Source organism: Parafrankia sp. EUN1f, from assembly GCF_000177675.1.
Taxonomy (GTDB): Bacteria; Actinomycetota; Actinomycetes; order Frankiales; family Frankiaceae; genus Parafrankia.
This window is the reverse complement of the sequence record NZ_ADGX01000039.1, coordinates 39164-56234: the sequence shown is the minus strand read 5'-3', so window position 1 is coordinate 56234 and position 17071 is coordinate 39164. Positions and strand designations below refer to the sequence as shown.

Below are 17071 nucleotides of genomic sequence, written 5' to 3'. Positions count from 1 at the left end.
TTCTCGGGATCTTGCTACACGCTCGCAGAGGACCACGATCCTCGGATCCTGCCCGGCAGCAGACCCGGCCCTGACCCCGGCCCGAAGCCATAGCTCGAGGAGCCGGGCGTGGATGGTGCGATAGGAAGGCTCACTGACCCCGGGCGCCTGGATTGCGCTGCCGCCTGATGGGTAAACAGTGCGAGATGTCCCCGTTAAAGACGTGGTGATCGATGAGTTCTACGTCGGTTCCGATGAGTGTGGTCCAGCAGACGGGTTCGTGCCGTCCGCCGGCGACGCACATCGTCGCGGAGCTGCCCTACCTCCCGTCCGCCGTGCCGCAGGCAAGGCGGGTGCTGCGGGAGTGCCTCGGGCTGACCGACCTGCCGGACGACAGCCGGGCCACGGCCGAGTTGCTGGTGAGCGAGCTCGTCACCAACGCGGTCAAGTACGGCAGTCCGCCGGTGTGGCTGCTCGTCGAGCTACGGCCGGGCCTCGTCCACGCCTCGGTGTCGGACACGTCGACCACGCTGCCGCACCGCCGTGTGATCGACTCCGACTCCGAGGGTGGCCGCGGGCTGCTGGTCCTCGACGCGCTGGCCGGCAGCTGGGGCGCCGTCTCCGTGGAGTCCGGCAAGTACCTCTGGTTCGACCTGCCGGTCAACCGGTCGCAGTAGACGAGTCCCGGGCCGACCGATCCGACGCCGACAGATCCGGAGCCGACCGATCCGGAGCCGGCGGCGGCAGGACGATGCGGGCCGCGCGGGGGTGGCCGAGGAACTCGTGCATCGCGAACTCGTAGCCGTAGGCACCGGCCATCGGGAAGACCACGACGTCGCCGGCCCGCAGGCGGTCGACGGTCACGTCCCGGGCCAGGGTGTCCTCGGGAGTGCACAGCTCGCCCACCACGGTGACCGGGCCGGCGGCCACCTCAGGCCGGGGCCAGCCCACCGGCCAGCTCTCGCGGGGCACCACGGCGAAGTTGTGAACGATCTCCCAGGAGGTCGGCAGCTGAAAATGGTTGATACCGCCCCGAAGCACCGCGAAAGCCTCACCGTGCACCCTTTTGACATCGGTCACCTCGGCCGCGTACCAGCCACAGTCGGCCACCAGCATCCGGCCAGGCTCGAAGATCACTCGGACGTCCGTCGGCGGGCGCAGCCGGGCCAGGCCGTCACCGAAAAGATCGAGGTCGAACGGACGCTCGCCCAGCCGGTCCGGTTCAAAGGGCACACCGAGACCACCGCCGACGTCCACCACCCGCAGGTCGAAGCCGCCCTCGTGCGCCTGCCGGACGGCGAAGTCGAGACACCACCGCACGTACTCCAGGTGCGCGGCCGCGTCGAGGTTTCCCGAGACGGCATGCACGTGGAAGCCCACCAGATCAATCCCCGGCAGAGAGCGCGCCAGCTCGACCGCGCTCGGCACCTCCCGCTCCTCGATCCCGAAGGCGCTCGGACGCCCACCCATCCGCAACGAGCCGGCGAGCCCGACCCGGGCGGGGTTCACCCGCAGCGCGACCGCGGAACGGCGGCCGGCCCGGGTGGCCACCGCATCGATCCGCAACAGCTCCAGCGGGCTCTCCACGTTGACGACGTCGACGGTTCCCGAGCTCTCACCCGCGGCGGGGTCCAGGAGGGCCCGCAGCAGGCTCAGGGACTTTCCCGGGCCCGACGCCACCAGCCGGGGCCGGGACCGGGGCGGCAGCGGGGGCTGGAGCTGCGACTGCGACTGCCGCTGCGGTCGCGGCTGGGTTGGCTGGCCCGCGCGGGCCAGGGCATCGGTGGCGAGCGCGAGCTCACGCGCCGAGGAGATCTCGAACCCGTCGACCCCATGACCGCCGGCCAGCAGCGCGTCGAGCACCGGCGGGAAGGAGTTGGCCTTGACCGCGAAGTACAGGTGCGCCCAGGGCGGCAGATGGCGACGCAGGTCGACGGCGGCGCGCGCCGCCACGGCCGGCGCGTAGAGGTAAGCACTGAGCTCCGGCCCGCCACCGGGCTCCGGCCCGCCACCGGGCTCCGCGCTGACACCGGGCTCCGCGCTGACACCGGGCTCCGCGCTGACACCGGGCTCCGCGCTGACACCGGGCTCCGCGCTGACACCGGGCTCCGCGCTGACACCGGGCTCCGCGCTGATACCGGGCTGCGGCCCGTCACCGGGCCAGGCCCGCACGTGCTCGATCACAGCCGGGGGCAACCGGTCCAGACCGAGGGCGCGCAGCGGCGCCGCCGAGATCGGAAGATCCAGCACAGCCCGAAATGTACGACGCGGCGGCAGAACATGCGCGTTGCCCGAGCCTCGCCCGACCGGATCGCCAATCAGCCGTCATGCCCGGGCCAGGAGCAAGCACGCCCGGCGGCCCGACCGGGAAAAGAGGTCACGAAATAGAAATCGTGCCGAAACGATACGGACATCTCCGGAACCACTCCACTTCGCCCATCTGCGATCGTAGTATCACGGTGGGCAACAATCGCGCGCCGGGTCGAACGGGGAGCCACGGGCAAAGCCCGCACAGGAAACCCGCCGAGGAAGCCCACCCACACAAAGCCCACTCGGGGAACACGGCCAGCACCCCAGTCGCGCACCCGGCGGCCACGGAGGGGGAGCAACGGCCCGACACGAGGGGCCCACCGGAGTTCAACAGTGAGGAAGAGCTCGGCGCGTCCACTGGCCGGAGATCGGGACTCATTGAGGTTAGGCTTCCCTGATCCGGTCCCCGCACTCGAAGGGAAGTCGCCCTTGACGTCCTCCCCGTCTGAAGGCGGGGGATTCCAACTACACGAACAGGAGTTCGTGTTGCTGGGGTTCGCGGTTCGCGGGCAACCCCGACGGCGAGCCTCCCCGCGCAGTCACCGCACGTCCTGCGGCGATGTTGCGTGCTGCGTTGATGTCCGCGTTGGCCGTGTACTTCCGCCGGTCCGCCTCCCGGGCCTTCACTCGGGCTATCTGCGCTTTCAGCCGGGCACGCCGGTTCGACCCGCGTTGCGCCCTGGACAGACGCCGTTGCAGCCGGCGGAGCCGTTGCGCCTCGCCGGGCCGCAGACCCGGGCAGGTCAGCAGCTCGCCCGTGGACAGAGCGGCGGCCACCTTCACACCCCGGTCCACCCCGACGACTTCCTCGGTGCCTGGCGCGGGGATCGGGTCGGGGACGACGGCGAATGCCACATGCCGGGCTTCGGTCAGCTGCCGGTTCTGTTCGGCGTAGCCGGGTGCGGGGCCGCGGCGCGGGTTCCACCACGACTGCTGTTCGGCGGCAAGGTTCCAGACGTACCGGGCGTGCCTGCAGTGCACGAGCAGGGTCTCCTCCTGCCCCTCGTCGGGGTACAGCCGAAACCGGGTCAACCCAGCATTCTGCCCCTACATTGCGTCATGATCCGGTACACGACTGCGTATCCAGGACAAGCTATACGCCCAGGTCAAGGAGGCCACGACCCGCGATGAACGATCGATTCACGCTGAGAGCCTGTGGCTGGTCAAGCGCGGCCTGGCTGCCACAGACGGCGGTCCGCCCAGCGGCGAATCGCCCGCCCCTGCCCCGCTGCATGGGAGACCGGATCCGTCCCCGGCCTGAAGGCCGGGACATCCTCCGGAGTTACCCGTGACGACGATCTCACCGGCCGACATCGATGCCAGTACCGGCGAAGCAGGTCCCAACGATGCGGATCCCAACGCCGCGGCGGCGATCCTGGCGCGGCAGGCCACCCGTGAATCCGCCGCCCGCACCTACGCACGATCGCTCCCGATTGTGCCGACCCGCGCCACGGGGTCCTGGATCACCGGTGCAGACGGGCGGCGTTACCTGGACTTCCTCGCCGGAGCCGGCACCCTCGCCACCGGGCACAACCACCCGGCGGTCGTAGCCTCGATCGAGCGCGTCCTGCGTTCCGGAGCGCCCCTGCACGTCCTCGACATGGCCACCCCGCAGAAGGACGCCTTCACCGAGGAGCTGGCGAACACGCTGCCCGCCGGGCTGCGCGAGGACCCGAAGCTGCTGTTCTGCGGGCCGACCGGAGCCGATGCCGTCGAGGCCGCGCTCAAGCTCGCGCACACCGTCACCGGGCGCCAGAACGTCCTGGCGTTCACCGGTGCGTACCACGGGATGACAGCCGGAGCACTCGCCGTGACCGGCAAGGTGCCCGTCAAGGAGCCGCTGCCGACACCGTCATCGGTCGTCCGGCTTCCGTTCCCCTACCCGTACCGGTGCCCGTTCGGCGTGGGCGGCCCCGCCAGCGCGGAGATCTCCGCGCACTATGTCGAGCAGCTGCTCGACGATCCCTGCGGCGGCATCACGAGCCCGGCCGCGATGATCCTCGAGGTGGTGCAGGGGGAGGGCGGCGTCGTTCCGGCCCCTGACGGGTGGCTACGGGCGATGCGCGAGCTGACCAGCCGCCGCGGGATCCCGCTCATCGTGGACGAGGTCCAGACGGGTGTCGGGCGCACCGGCACCTTCTGGGCCTGCGAACGGGCCGGCGTGGTGCCCGACATGCTCGTGATGTCGAAGGCGATCGGCGGTGGGCTGCCGCTGGCCGTCGTCGCCTACCGCGCCGACCTGGACGTCTGGGCGCCGGGAGCGCACGCGGGCACCTTCCGCGGAAACCAGCTCGCGATGGCGGCGGGGCTGGCGACCCTGCGGCTGGTTCGGGACCACGGGCTCAGCGAGCGCGCGGCCGTGGTCGGTGACCGGCTGCTGGCCGGTCTGAACCACATCGCCCGGGGCACCGAGATCGTCGGCGACGTGCGCGGCCGCGGCCTGATGCTCGGCGTCGAGATCGTCGACCCGCACCGGGAGCCGGACCGGACCGGCGCTCGGCCCCCGGATGCCGCTCGGGCCGCGGCGATCAGATCCGCGTGCCTCGACCGTGGCCTGATCATCGAGCTCGGCGGCCGGCATGACGCCGTGCTCCGTCTGTTGCCGCCGCTGACCATCACGGACGAGGAGGCTGACCTCGCGCTGGAGATCCTGGCCGACGCCATCGCACTGTCCGGCTCGCCCGAACTGTCCGGCGCAGCGGAGAGGATGGGATGACGGGGCCGGGTCACCGGCCCGCGGACGATCTGCGCGCGCTGCTCCGGGTCACGCTGGACGCCCTCGACGCCGGCCGCCGGGACCGCAGCGGCCCGCTGCCCGCCGGTGGGCCGGCCGCCGTCCGGCAGGCGACGCTCGACGCGCTCGGGCCAGGGCCGCTCCTGCCCCGAACGGGCGACGGTGAGGCCGCGGCGCTCGGCGCGCTCACCCGCATGCTGACCGCGGGGTCGGCCGATCCCGCGGATCCGTTCTGCGCGGCCCATCTGCACTGCCCACCGTTGGCTGTGGCCGTGGCCGCCGATCTCGCGGTGAGCACGCTCAACCCGTCGCTGGACTCCTGGGACCAGGCCCCGGCCGGCACGACCGTCGAGCTGGAGGTGGTCGCCGCGCTGGCCGAGCTCGTCGGGTTCGACCCGGCGCACGCCGTGGGCACCGTGACCACCGGCGGCACCGAGTCCAACCTGATGGGTCTGCTGCTCGGCAGCCACACCACCGGGCAGGCGGCGGTCCGGTCGCGAGCCCGGGGCCGAAGCGGGCCGAGAGCCCACCATGGCCGGCCCGGGCCACGGGCCCACCTCGGGCGGGCCGGCCGTGGTGGCAGCACGGGTCCGGTTCCCGTCCTGTGCTCGGCGGCCGGCCACCACTCGGTTCGGCGCGGTGCCGAGCTGCTCGGGCTCACGAAGGTCGTGGCGGTCGCGGTCGACACCGCGTACCGCATGGACGTCCAGGCGCTGCGGGCCGCGCTGGCCCGGCACGACGGCCCCGTCCTCGTCGTCGCGACGGCGGGCACCACCGACGCCGGCGCGATCGACCCGCTGGCCGAGATAGCCGACCTGGTGCACAGCCATCCGGCACCGAGCTGGCTGCACGTGGACGCCGCGCACGGCGGTGGCGCCCTGTTCTCCCGCCGGCTCGCCGGCCGCCTCACGGGCCTGGACCAGGCCGACTCCGTCGCGCTCGACCTGCACAAGCTGGGCTGGCAGCCGGCACCCGCGGGAATCTTCCTCACCCCGTCACGGCGCGGCTGGAGCCGGCTGGAAGCCGAGATCGCCTACCTCAACCCGGCCGATGAGACCACCGCGGGATACACCAGCCTGCTGGGACGATCGCTGCGAACGACCCGCCGGCCGGACGCCTTCAAGATCGCGGTGACCTTCCGCGCGCTCGGCCGAGAGCGCCTCGGGGCGATGGTGGACGCCTGCCACGACCTCGCCGAGCACGCGGCGCGCGTCATCGCCGACCACCCTCGGCTGGAGCTCGCCGCGCCGGTCACCCTCAGCACCGTGCTGTTCCGGTACGTCCCGGCCGGCACCGGCGCCGGCACCGAGGAGGGCACCCGGCTCGATCGGCTGAACGCCGCGATCCGCAGCCGCCTGCTCGACGACGGCGCGGCGGTCGTGGGGCGGACGACCGCCGGCCCCGAGGCCGCCGTCCACCTCAAGCTCACGCTGCTGAACCCGGCGGCCACCGCCGCCGACGTCTCCGCGCTGCTCGCGCTCGTCGCCGCCACCGGAGACCGCATCGTGGCCGAGGCACAGCCTTGACCATCGCGAAGCGGCCGGTCGCCGACAGGACCGCCGAAGCCCCCGACCCCGGCCCGACCATCCCAGGCCCGACCAGCGTCGGCGCGGCCGGCCTCGGCGCGGCCGGCCTCGCAGCCGCGGGCCCTACAGCCGCGGACCCGGCCGGTGCCACGGCGGACGAGGCGGACGAGATCGTGACCGAGGTCCTGCTCCGGTGCTGGTTGAGGGAGCTGGGCGCCGAGGCGGCAGCGCCGACCGGCCCGGCGCTCCGGCTGCCGCTGCCCGCGACCGGCCTGGCACTGGCCCTCGACATCACCTACCGGTCTCCGACCGGCTGGCACCGCTTCGGCCCGCCGCGTCTGCACGGCACGCCGATCGACGCGGGCCGGCTCGACGCTGGCCTGCTCGCCGCACTCCTGACCCGGGAGGTGGCCGCCGGTGCGGCGCTGCCCCCCGGCGCCGCGCGCGGTGCTCTGGCACGCATCGTCGACTCGGCGGAGTGGATCAACCGGATCGTCGCCTTCCGCCGCGGTGAGCCCGCCGCCACGTCCGCGGCCAGCGCGTCGGTGGCCAGCGCGTCGGCGGCCAGCGCGTCGGCGGCCAGCGCGTCGGCGGCCAGTGAGCCCGCGGATCGGTCGGCCCGTGAGCCCGCCCGCGTGCCGGCCGGGGACGACGCGAACCGTGCGCCGTTCCTCGTGGCCGAACGTGCTCTGATCACCGGCCACCCGTTTCACCCGGCCGCGAAGAACCGGGGGGAGGCCTCAGCCGCCGAGACGGCGCGGTACTCGCCCGAGCTGCACGGGGCGTTCCGGCTGCACTGGTTCGCGGCGCATCCGGGCATCGTCCGCCACGGCGGACCCGACCCGGCCCGAACACTCGCGTCGCTGCGGGCCCAGACCGGGACGGAGACCGGGAACGGGAAGGGGACGGATACCGGCCCGGCGGCACCGTCCGGATACCTGCTGCTGCCCGCCCACCCCTGGCAGGCGCGCACCATCGGCGACCGCCCGGAGCTCGCCCGGCTGCTCGACGACGGACGGCTGGTGGATCTCGGTCCGTCCGGGCCGCCCTGGTTCCCCACGTCGTCGCTGCGCACGGTGTGGCGGCCGGACGCGCCGGTCATGCTCAAGCTCTCCCTCGGTATGCGGATCACCAACTCCCGTCGGGAGCTTCACACCGACGAGCTCGCCCTCGGCGCGGAGATGGCCCGGTACGCCCGGCTGGCCCTGGACGAATGGCTTGGCCGCCACCATCCGGACTTCCGGCTCCTTTCCGAGCCGTCGTGGGCCGCGGTGCTGCCCGGTGGGCTGGAGTGCGCGCTGCGGACCAACCCGTTCGGGGCCGGGGACCGGGCGGTGTGCGCCGCCGCGCTGATCGCCGACCGGCCCGACCTCGCCCCGGGGCGCCCGACCGGTCACGGCGGTCGATGCTCGCCGAGATCATCACGAGCCTCACCCGCCGCGGAACGTCCGCGACCCGCCCGGCCGCGACCCGCCCGGCGGCGGCCGGCTCGGCGCCGACCGGCTCGGCCGCGACCGGCTCGGCGGCGGCCAGCCACGCGGCGACGACGACAGTGGCGGGCGAGTGGTACGGCCAGTACCTGCGGGTGCTCATCCTGCCCGTGCTCGACCTTTACCTACGCCGTGGCGTCGGCCTCGAGGCGCATCTGCAGAACACCGTCGTCACCCTCGACGACCAGGGCTGGCCGGTCACCGGATGGTTCCGGGACAGCCAGGGCTACTACCTGGCCGCCTCCCGCGCCGAGGCCGCGCGGCACGAGGTCCCCGGCCTCGGGGACGGGCTGCCCGCCGTCTTCGACGACGCGCTGGTCGAGCAGCGCCTCATCTACTACACGGTGGTGAACAACGCCCTCGCCGTCATCGGCGCGCTCGGCGCCGCCGGGATCGCGAACGAACGCGCCCTGCTCGCACAGCTGCGCGCGGAGCTGGTCCGCGCCCGCTGCGGCCCGGGCGGGCGGGCACGGCGGGGCCGGGCGCTGCTGAACCGCCTGTTGGACGCCCCCACCCTGCCCTGCAAAGCGAACCTGCGCACCTGCGTCGACGGCCGCGACGAGCTGGTCGGCCCCGTGACCTCCCAGTCGATCTACGTGGAGATCCCCAACCCGCTCGTGGAGGTCCGTCCCTGATGTCACCCTCCGCCGCAGCCCTCGAGCCGTTCGATCTGCTCGGGGTGGGACTCGGCCCGTTCAACCTGTCGCTGGCGGCGCTCGCCGACGGCGTGCCGGACGTGCGGGCCGTCTTCCTGGAGCAGCAGGACGCCTTCCACTGGCATCCGGGGCTGCTGCTGGACGGCACGACGTTGCAGGTTCCCTTCCTCGCCGACCTGGTGACGCTGATCGACCCGACCAGCCGGTGGTCGTTCCTGTCCTACCTGCGCGAACACGACCGCCTGTTCCGTTTCTACTTCTACGAGCGGTTCCACCTGCCGCGGCGCGAGTACGACGACTACTGCCGGTGGGTCGCGCAGGCGCTCGGGTCCACCCGGTTCGGGAGCCGGGTGGACGCGGTGCGCTGGCGGCCGGGCAGCGAGCTGTTCGAGGTGACAGTCAGCGGCCCGGACGAGTCCGCGCCCCGCGTGCTCACCGCCCGCAACCTTGTGCTCGGCCTCGGCACCGAGCCGGTCGTCCCGCCGGCCTTCGCCGGTGCGCGCGGCCGGCGGGTGTTCCACTCGGCCGACTTCCGCGGGCAACGCGACCAGCTGGGCGGGGCCCGGCACGTCACGGTCGTCGGTTCCGGGCAGTCCGGCGCCGAGGTGTTCGCGGAGCTGCTGCGCGCCCAGCCTTCGACGGGGCAGTCGCTGGCCTGGATCACCCGCACCCCCGCGTTCGCGCCGATGGAGTACTCCAAGCTGGGCCTGGAACAGTTCACCCCGGACTACGTGCGCTACTTCCACGGGCTGGACCAGCCGACGAAGGACGCCACCGTGCCCGGCCAGTGGCAGCTCTACAAGGGCATCGACGCGCAGACCATCGGCGAGATCTACGACCTGCTCTACGAACGCAGCATCGGCGGCACCGACGCGGACGCACTGCTGCTGCCGAACGTGTCCGTGGAGGCGGTGAGCCAGCCCGGCGCGGATCACGCGCACGCCCTGCGCCTGCGGTGCCGACACCGCGCCCAGAACCGCGAGTTCACCGTCGACACCGACGCGGTCGTCCTCGCCACCGGCTACGCACCGCGCCGGCCGACGCTGCTCGACCCGGTCGGCGGGCTGCTGCACCTCGACCCCGGCGGCCGCTTCCGGGTCGACGACCGGTACCGCCTCGCGACCGCGGCCGAGGTCACGGGACGGATCTACGTCCAGAACGCCGAGCTGCACACGCACGGGGTGGGCGCGCCCGATCTGGGACTGGGCGCCTGGCGGGCCGCGGTCATCCTGGACGACCTGACCGGCGGTCGGGCACACCGGTTGCCTCCGCCCACCGCCTTCACCACGTTCGGCGCTCCCGAGCCACCGCGGGCCGCCGCGCCGGACGGAACGGACGGAGCACCCAACGGAGCGGCGGCCACGGGTGCGGTCCCCATCCGGCCCGTCCAGCCCTTCGAGGCCGGCGGAGCGGGCCGGTGATGGGCTCGACGCAGGCAGAGCCGACGCAGGCAGACCCGACGCAGGCAGAGCCGACGCAGGCGGAGCTGTGGCGCACCGCGGGCCGCGCGCTGCTGTCTCGGCTGATCGCCGAGCTGGCCTACGAGGAACTAATCGTCCCCACCACGCATGCCGCGCCACCCGCCGCCACACCACCCACTGCCACGCCACCCGCCGCGGCGCCGCCCACAGCTTTGCCGCCCACAACCTTGCCGCCCACAGTGGCCGTCGGGCGGGGCGCGCCGGCGCGTTACCGGATCGAATGCGGTCCGGTGACCTACACGTTCACGGCCCGGCGGGGCACGTTCGGCACCTGGTGGCCGGCGGCCGCGACCCTGCGCCGCGATGGTGAGCCGGCCGACGACCCGGTCCGGTTCCTGCTCGACGCGCAGGCGTTGCTGGGGTGGTCCGGCGATGTCCTCGCCGATGTCGTGCGCGAGGTGACGGCGACCCAGCGCGCGGATGTGGAGATCCTGCGCGGCGCGTTGCCCGCGGCGCGGCTGGCCGAGCTGTCCCACCTGGAGCTGGAGGGGCGCCAGGCCGGTCATCCCTGCCTGGCCGCGAACAAGGGCCGGCTCGGTTTCGGCGTGGCCGACGCGGCCCGCTACGCCCCGGAGTCGGGCGTTCCGTTCCGGCTGCGCTGGGTGGCCGCCGAGCCGGCTCTGGGGCTGCTCGTCACGCAGGCCGGGCTGACGCCGTCCGCCCTGTATGACCGCGAGTTGTCGGCCGCGACCCGGGCGGAGTTCACCGCGGTGCTCACCGCGGCGCTGATCCGCAGCGGGCGTGCCGGGGGCAGCGACCGTTCCGGGGGCAGCGGCCGTTCCGGGGGCAACGGAGGAGCCGGTTCCGCTGACAATGACGCCGCCGATTTCGACGCAGCCGCGGCCGCCACGGCCGGGACAGCCGACGCGCTGGCGGAGCGGTATGTGTGGCTGCCGGTCCATCCATGGCAGTGGGAGAACGTGGTGACCACGCTCTTCGCCGGCGAGCTGGCCACCGGGGCCCTCGTCGATCTGGGCGAGGCACCGGACCGCTACCTGCCGCTGCAGTCCGTCCGCACGGTGGCGAACATCGACACGGTGGGCGGGCGCGACGTCAAGCTCGCCCTGATGATCCGCAACACCCTGGTGTGGCGGGGGATGTCCGCGGAGGACGCGAAGGCCGGTCCCGTGGTCTCCTCGTGGCTGACGTCGCTGGCTCGGCAGGATCCGCAGCTGCGGGCCATGGGCGTGATCCCCCTGCCGGAGGTCGCCGGCGCGACCGTGGCGCATCCCGCCTTCGACGCGCTGGCGGACGCCCCCTACCGCCTGCACGAGCTGCTGGGCGTGCTCTGGCGGGAGCCGGTCACCGCCTTCCTCGCCCCGGGCGAACGGGCCCGGACGATGGCCGCGCTGCTCACCATCGGGTCGGACGGCCGGGCGCTGGCAGCCGAGCTGGCGCACCGGTCCGGGCTGACCGCCGCCCAGTGGCTCGCCGCGTTCCTGCACGCCCTGCTCCCACCGCTGCTGCACTACCTGTACGTGTACGGAGTGGCCTTCACCCCCCACGGCGAGAACGTGATCTGCGTGTTCGACGCCGACGACGTGCCGCGGCGCATCGCGGTGAAGGACTTCGGGGCCGACATCGACCTGGTCGAGGGCGACTTCCCGCAGCGCGCCGCCACAGACGGCGGTGCGGGCGCGCTGTGCCGCCACTGGCCGGCCCGGATGCTCGCCCACTCGGTGCTCTCCGCCGTGTTCGCCGGTCACTTCCGGTACTTCTCGGTGGTCGTCGAGGATCACCTCGGGATTGCCGAACCACAGTTCTGGGCGATGGTGCGGGAAGCCGTGCTCGACTACCAGCGGGCGCATCCGGAGCTGGCCGACCGCTTCGCGCTGATCGACCTGCTGGCCCCGTCGTTCGACCGGGTCTGCCTGAACCGCGAGCAGCTGTCGGGGGCGGGCTTCCACGAGCGTGCCGGCCGGGACGCTCAGTTCGACGTCCTGCACGGCATGGTCGCCAACCCGCTCGTGGCCATCGGCACATCCGGCGGCGGCGGACCGTCCGGCGCCGAGGAACCGCTCGGAGATGGGCGTTGACGATGGCCGGGAGTCCCCCGCCCCCTGCGCCCGAGGCGATGGCGCTGCTTGCCGACGGCAGCGTCGACGAGGTGATCGTCGCCGCACCCGACCTGCAGGGCAGGCTCCTCGGCACCGCGCTGTCGCCGGAGTACTTCCGTGAGCGGCTGCTGGGCGGCGACGGCGTCGGCGCGTGCACCTATCTCTATGCGGTCGACGTCGAGATGGAGACCGGACCCGGCTACGCCTACGACCCCTGGCAGGGCGGTTTCGGGGATCTGCGGCTGATCCCCGACCCGGCGACGCTGCGCCGCGCGCCGTGGCGGCCGCGGTCGGCGATCGTGATCGCGGACGCGCTCTGGCCGGACGGCTCCACCGTCGAGGTCGCGCCGCGAACGGTGCTGCGCCGGCAGCTGGACCGACTGGCCGGCCTGGGCCTGTGTGCGCTGGCCGGCACCGAGCCGGAGTTCCTGGTGTTCGAGGAGAACTACCGCGACGCGGCCCGCCGGGACTACACCCGGCTCACGCCGGCCAGCACCTACAACATCGACTACGCGCTCGCCGGCACCGAACGCCTGGACGACCTCGTCCGCTCGATCCGCACCGCGATGGCGGTGGCGGGCGCCCGGGTGGAGTCCGCGCGTGCCGAGGTGCATCCCGGACAGTACGAGATCGTCTTCGGCTACGACGAGGCGATGCGCACCTGCGACCAGCACGTGCTCTACAAGACCACCGCCAAGAAGATCGCCGGTGCGGCGGGCCGGGCTCTCACCTTCATGGCCAAGTACGACCAGGGCGAGGGGAACTCCTGCCACGTCCACCTGTCCCTGCGCACGACGCAGGGCGGTCTCGTCCTCGCCGCCGCCACGAGCGAGAGCGGAAGCGATAACTCGGGCGAACGCGGCGGCAGCGGCAGCGGCAGCGGCGGGATGTCGGAGCTGATGCGCTGGTTCGTCGCGGGGCAGCTGGCCTGCCTGGCCGAGCTCACCCTCCTGTACGCGCCGACCGTCAACTCCTACAAGCGGCTGGCTCCCGGCGCCTTCGCGCCGACCGGAATCTCCTGGGGGTACGACAACCGCACGTGCGCGGTGCGGGTGGTGGGCTCCGGGGGCTCGTTGCGGATCGAGCACCGGGTGCCCGGCGGCGACGCGAACCCCTACCTCGCCGTCGCCGGGATGATCGCGGCCGGGCTGTACGGCATCGAGCATCGACTGCCGCTGGAGCCGCCGCGGGTCGGGAACGCCTTCGCCGCGAACGACGTCCCCAGGCTGCCCACCTCACTGCGTGAAGCGGCCCGGGCGTGGCGGGAAAGCGCCGTCGCCCGGGCCGCCTTCGGGCAGCCGGTGGTGGATCATCTCGCCCACGCGGCGCAGGTCGAGCTGGCCGGCTACGAACGAACCGTCACGGACTGGGAACGCCGACGCTGCTTTGAGCGGTTCTGACGTCCTCCTCACCGGAGGGCGCCCGGTCGGCCGGGATCCGGTCGGAAGGCACCGTGGCGGTGCTGCCGGCCGGGCCGGCCTCGCTCAGCCCGATGCGGGCGTGCAGGGCGCGCAGCGGCTTCGGTGCCCACCAGTTCGCCTGCCCGGCGACCCGCATGAACGCCGGCACCAGCACGCCGCGGATCAGAGAGGCGTCCAGCAGGATCGCCAGCGCCGTGCCCAGCCCGAACATCTGCATGAAGCGGACCGAGGACGTGGAGAAGGCGATGAAGGTCACCGCGAGCAGGGCCGCCGCCGTCGTCACGAGGCGCCCGGTGCGGGCCAGGCCGGCGGCGACCGCCTCGGTGTTCGACGCGCCCGCGTCGTACTCCTCCTTGATCCGGGAGAGCAGGAAGACCTCGTAGTCCATGCTCAGCCCGAACGCGATGCAGAACAGCAGCACCGGCATCGACGTGTCGAGCGTGCCCGGGGTGAAGTCCATCAGCGAGGCTAGATGGCCGTCCTGGAAGATCCAGACGGCGACCCCGAAGACGGCGGTGAGCGTCAGCCCGTTCAGGACGATCGCCTTCAGCGGGAGCACCACACTGCCGGTGAACAGGAACAGCAGGACGAAGGTCGTCAGCGCGATGAGCCCGATGGCCAGCGGCAGATGGCTGGCGATCGTGGCCTTGCCGTCGACGAGCACCGCCGGCGGGCCGCCGGCCAGTGCCTCGGTGCCGGCCGGGGCGGAGAGATCCCTGATCTGGTGGACCAGCGCCTGCGCCTGCGCCGAATGCGGCTCCACCGAGGGCACCACCCGCAGGTAGGAGGCGTTCTCGGCCGAGTAGCGCTCGGTGGACGCACCCGGCGGCACCACGGTCCGGCCGTCGACCAGCACGCCGGCGGCGCTGTCGACCCGGGCGACACCGTCCATCTTCGAGATCGCGACCGCGTAGTCGGCGATCTCGTCCGGACCGGTGGCCTCGGCCGCGCCGGTCACCACCACCACGATCGCCCCGGCGTCGTTGGAGGAGAAGTCGCCGCGGATGACGTCTCCGACCGCGCGGCTGGAGTTGTCCGCGCGCAGCACCCGGTCGTCCGGCGTGCCGAACTCGACGTGCAGGAACGGGGCGCCGAGGACGAGGAGCAGGGCGACGACCGGCAGTCCGGCCAGCAGCGGGCGGCGCATCGTCACGGTGGCCACCCGCCGCCAGAACGGCGACTCGACGGTCTCCCGAGGCGCGCTTCCGGCGGCGGCACCCGCACCACCCGCACCACCAGTGGCATCCACGGCACCCGCGACGCCCTGGGACGTCCCGGCCGCCCGGCGGCGGCGCAGGAAGCCGAGCAGGCCGCCGACCCGCAGGGCGTTCACCTTCGGCCCGAGCAGCATCAGCACGGCCGGCAGGACGACCACGGCGGCGAAGACGGCGACCGCCGTGACCGCGATCCCCGCGTAGGCCATGGACTTGAGGAAGTAGGGCGGGAAGACCAGCATCACCGCGAGCGCGACGATCACCGTCGCGCCGCTGAAGAGGATGGTCCGCCCGGCGGTGCGAACCGTCACCGCGACCGCTTCGGCCCGGTCCCGGCCCGCGGCGAGCTCCTCGCGGAAACGGCTGACCATGAGCAGGGCGTAGTCGATCCCGAGGCCCATGCCGAGCGCCGTGGTGAGGTTCACCGCGAAGATCGACACGTCGGTGAGGCTGCCCACCACCGACAGCACGGCGAAGCCGCCCAGGATGCCCATGAGCCCGATGCCCAGCGGCAGCAGCGCGGCCACCAGGCCACCGAAGGCGATGATCATGAGCACGGTCGTGATCGGGATCGCGATCGACTCGGCCACCGCGAGATCGGCGCCCACCTGGCCGTTGATGTCCTCGCCGACGGTGGCCGCACCACCCGGGCGCACCGTGACCGGCGAGTCGGTGTCACCGCCGGGGACCCGGCCGGCCTCGTAGGCGTCCTCGTAGCGGGCGACCAGGTCGCTGGCATGGTCCTCGTCCACGCTGGCGATGACCAGCGCGGACCGGCCGTCATCGGATTTCAGCGGTGGCGCGTCGGTCCAGTAGGACGACACGTTGGTGACCCCGGGCTGGGCGGCCAGATCGGCGGCCAGCTCGCGCCCGGCCGCCGCCACCGCCGGATCGTCGACGGCCTGCCCGGTCTCGGTCTGGCCGCTCTGGGTCTGGCCGGTCTGGGTCTGGCCGGTGATGTCGGGACGGGCCGTGACGAGCAGGACGAGGTTCGGCTCCCCGCCGAAGCGCTCGTCGACGAGGTCGGCGGCCCGGCTGGAGGCGGACGCCGGGTCGTCGAAGCCCCCCGACTCGAGCTTGCCGAACGCGCCGAGGCCGAGCACGCCGGCACCGAGCAGTGCGATGAGGGTGAGCAGCAGGACGAGACGCGGCCGGCGAGTGACGATCTTCGCAACAGCGGTGAACACGGGACCCTCCCGAGAGAAGCGATCTCTTGAGAGAACAGTGTTCGCGAACACTGTTCTCTGTCAAGAGCTTCGTTCTCGAAAGTTGACACGGTTCACTGCCGGCCGCAGCATGGCGGCTGTGACTCGTCCACTCCCCCGTCGCGAGCGCCTCCGCCAGACGACGATCGAGGAGATCAAGAAGGCTGCCCACAAACAGCTGACCGAACACGGTGCGGCCGGCCTCTCGCTGCGGGCCGTGGCACGCGAGATGGGGATGACCCCGTCGGCGATCTACCGGTACTTCGACAGCCGGGCCGCACTGATCCACGTGCTGGCGCAGGACGCCTACAGCTCCCTCGCCGACGTGCTGGAGGCGGCCTTCGACGCCGCGCCGACGGACGACCACATGGTGCGCTGGCTGCTGGTCGCCCGCTCCCACCGGCGCTGGGCGATGCTGAACCCGACGGAATACACGCTGATCTTCGGCCCGCAGCCCGATGACCTCACCGACCCGTCGACCGCCGTGCTCGACGAGCTCGAACGGTCCGTCGCCGTGCTCCTGCGGTGCATGGCCGAGGCGATCGAGGCCGGTGTCTTCGACCCGAGCGGGTTGGAGGCCGAGCTGTCACCCAACCTCCGCCGGCAGTTCGAGGCGTGGGACTGTGACGACTCCGGCCTCGGCCCGGTCGCCGAGGCCGCCTGCATGCTGGTGTGGACCCAGCTGCACGGGCTGCTGGCGCTGGACCTGTTCGGCCATCTCCCGGAGCCGCTCAGGGGGTCGGGCGAGCTTTTCGACCAGCAGATGATCGGTGCGCTGGTGCGGGTCGGGTGCCAGATACCCGTCGACTTCGCCGAGGTGATCAACCGTGCCGACCGGGTGGCGGCCGGTATCGGTCAGGGCGCACCCGAACCCGACGCCGGCGCGGCACCGCCCGACCTCGGCGCCGCACCGCCCGGTGCCGGCCGAGCGGCGCCGCGAGTCCTCCCGCCCGCCTGATCACACCGCCTCGCGAGCGGCGCGGGCGGGATCCCTTCCG

11 protein-coding genes and 1 pseudogene are annotated in these 17071 nt (G+C 73.0%); 9 read left to right on the top strand and 3 right to left on the bottom strand.

What is annotated here, in order from left to right; all coding sequences use genetic code 11:
- The first annotated feature begins 212 nt into the window (after positions 1-212).
- Complete coding sequence (locus tag FREUN1FDRAFT_RS14240; RefSeq protein ID WP_035951575.1) at positions 213-656, top strand: ATP-binding protein; 444 nt, start codon at positions 213-215, stop codon at positions 654-656.
- Here FREUN1FDRAFT_RS14240 and FREUN1FDRAFT_RS14235 read toward each other — a convergent pair.
- Positions 640-2229 carry a diaminopimelate decarboxylase gene (locus FREUN1FDRAFT_RS14235; protein WP_006540780.1) on the bottom strand — a complete coding sequence of 530 codons (1590 nt, stop codon included), beginning with the start codon at positions 2227-2229 and terminating at the stop codon, positions 640-642. The genes FREUN1FDRAFT_RS14240 and FREUN1FDRAFT_RS14235 overlap by 17 nt on opposite strands.
- 525 nt (positions 2230-2754) lie before the next feature.
- The gene (locus tag FREUN1FDRAFT_RS14230; protein WP_006540779.1) at positions 2755-3321 is read right to left on the bottom strand and encodes a transposase; all 567 of its coding nucleotides are present in this window, start codon (positions 3319-3321) and stop codon (positions 2755-2757) included.
- Positions 3322-3577: 256 nt separating this feature from the next.
- Here FREUN1FDRAFT_RS14230 and FREUN1FDRAFT_RS14225 point away from each other — a divergent pair, with 256 nt between their 5' ends.
- The 7 genes and pseudogenes from FREUN1FDRAFT_RS14225 (at position 3578) to FREUN1FDRAFT_RS14200 (ending at position 13633) form a co-directional block, all read left to right on the top strand.
- The gene (locus FREUN1FDRAFT_RS14225; RefSeq protein WP_006540778.1) at positions 3578-5005 is read left to right on the top strand and encodes a diaminobutyrate--2-oxoglutarate transaminase family protein; all 1428 of its coding nucleotides are present in this window, start codon (positions 3578-3580) and stop codon (positions 5003-5005) included.
- The gene (locus tag FREUN1FDRAFT_RS14220) at positions 5002-6549 is read left to right on the top strand and encodes a pyridoxal-dependent decarboxylase (RefSeq protein WP_006540777.1); all 1548 of its coding nucleotides are present in this window, start codon (positions 5002-5004) and stop codon (positions 6547-6549) included. Before FREUN1FDRAFT_RS14225 ends, FREUN1FDRAFT_RS14220 begins: the two co-directional genes overlap by 4 nt.
- 173 nt (positions 6550-6722) lie before the next feature.
- Positions 6723-7847: pseudogene (locus FREUN1FDRAFT_RS47995) on the top strand (IucA/IucC family protein); the annotation flags it as partial.
- On the top strand, positions 7763-8674 hold the full coding sequence (locus FREUN1FDRAFT_RS46280; protein WP_369809795.1) for an IucA/IucC family C-terminal-domain containing protein: 912 nt from the start codon (positions 7763-7765) through the stop codon (positions 8672-8674). The pseudogene FREUN1FDRAFT_RS47995 and the gene FREUN1FDRAFT_RS46280, both read left to right, overlap by 85 nt.
- Positions 8674-10116: a lysine N(6)-hydroxylase/L-ornithine N(5)-oxygenase family protein gene (locus tag FREUN1FDRAFT_RS14210; protein WP_006540773.1), complete on the top strand. Its 1443-nt coding sequence runs from the start codon at positions 8674-8676 to the stop codon at positions 10114-10116. Before FREUN1FDRAFT_RS46280 ends, FREUN1FDRAFT_RS14210 begins: the two co-directional genes overlap by 1 nt.
- Entirely contained in the window at positions 10116-12212 is a 2097-nt protein-coding gene (locus FREUN1FDRAFT_RS14205; RefSeq protein WP_006540772.1) for an IucA/IucC family siderophore biosynthesis protein, read from the top strand. The genes FREUN1FDRAFT_RS14210 and FREUN1FDRAFT_RS14205 overlap by 1 nt, the downstream gene beginning before the upstream one ends.
- A gap of 2 nt (positions 12213-12214) precedes the next feature.
- Positions 12215-13633 carry a glutamine synthetase family protein gene (locus tag FREUN1FDRAFT_RS14200; RefSeq protein ID WP_050795866.1) on the top strand — a complete coding sequence of 473 codons (1419 nt, stop codon included), beginning with the start codon at positions 12215-12217 and terminating at the stop codon, positions 13631-13633.
- Here the strand turns inward: FREUN1FDRAFT_RS14200 and FREUN1FDRAFT_RS14195 are convergent.
- Positions 13593-16055: an MMPL family transporter gene (locus tag FREUN1FDRAFT_RS14195; RefSeq protein ID WP_006540770.1), complete on the bottom strand. Its 2463-nt coding sequence runs from the start codon at positions 16053-16055 to the stop codon at positions 13593-13595. The genes FREUN1FDRAFT_RS14200 and FREUN1FDRAFT_RS14195 overlap by 41 nt on opposite strands.
- Positions 16056-16164: 109 nt before the next feature.
- On the opposite strand from FREUN1FDRAFT_RS14195, the gene FREUN1FDRAFT_RS14190 reads away from it, so the two are divergent.
- The gene (locus FREUN1FDRAFT_RS14190; RefSeq protein WP_006540769.1) at positions 16165-17031 is read left to right on the top strand and encodes a TetR/AcrR family transcriptional regulator; all 867 of its coding nucleotides are present in this window, start codon (positions 16165-16167) and stop codon (positions 17029-17031) included.
- The last annotated feature ends 40 nt before the right edge of the window (positions 17032-17071 follow it).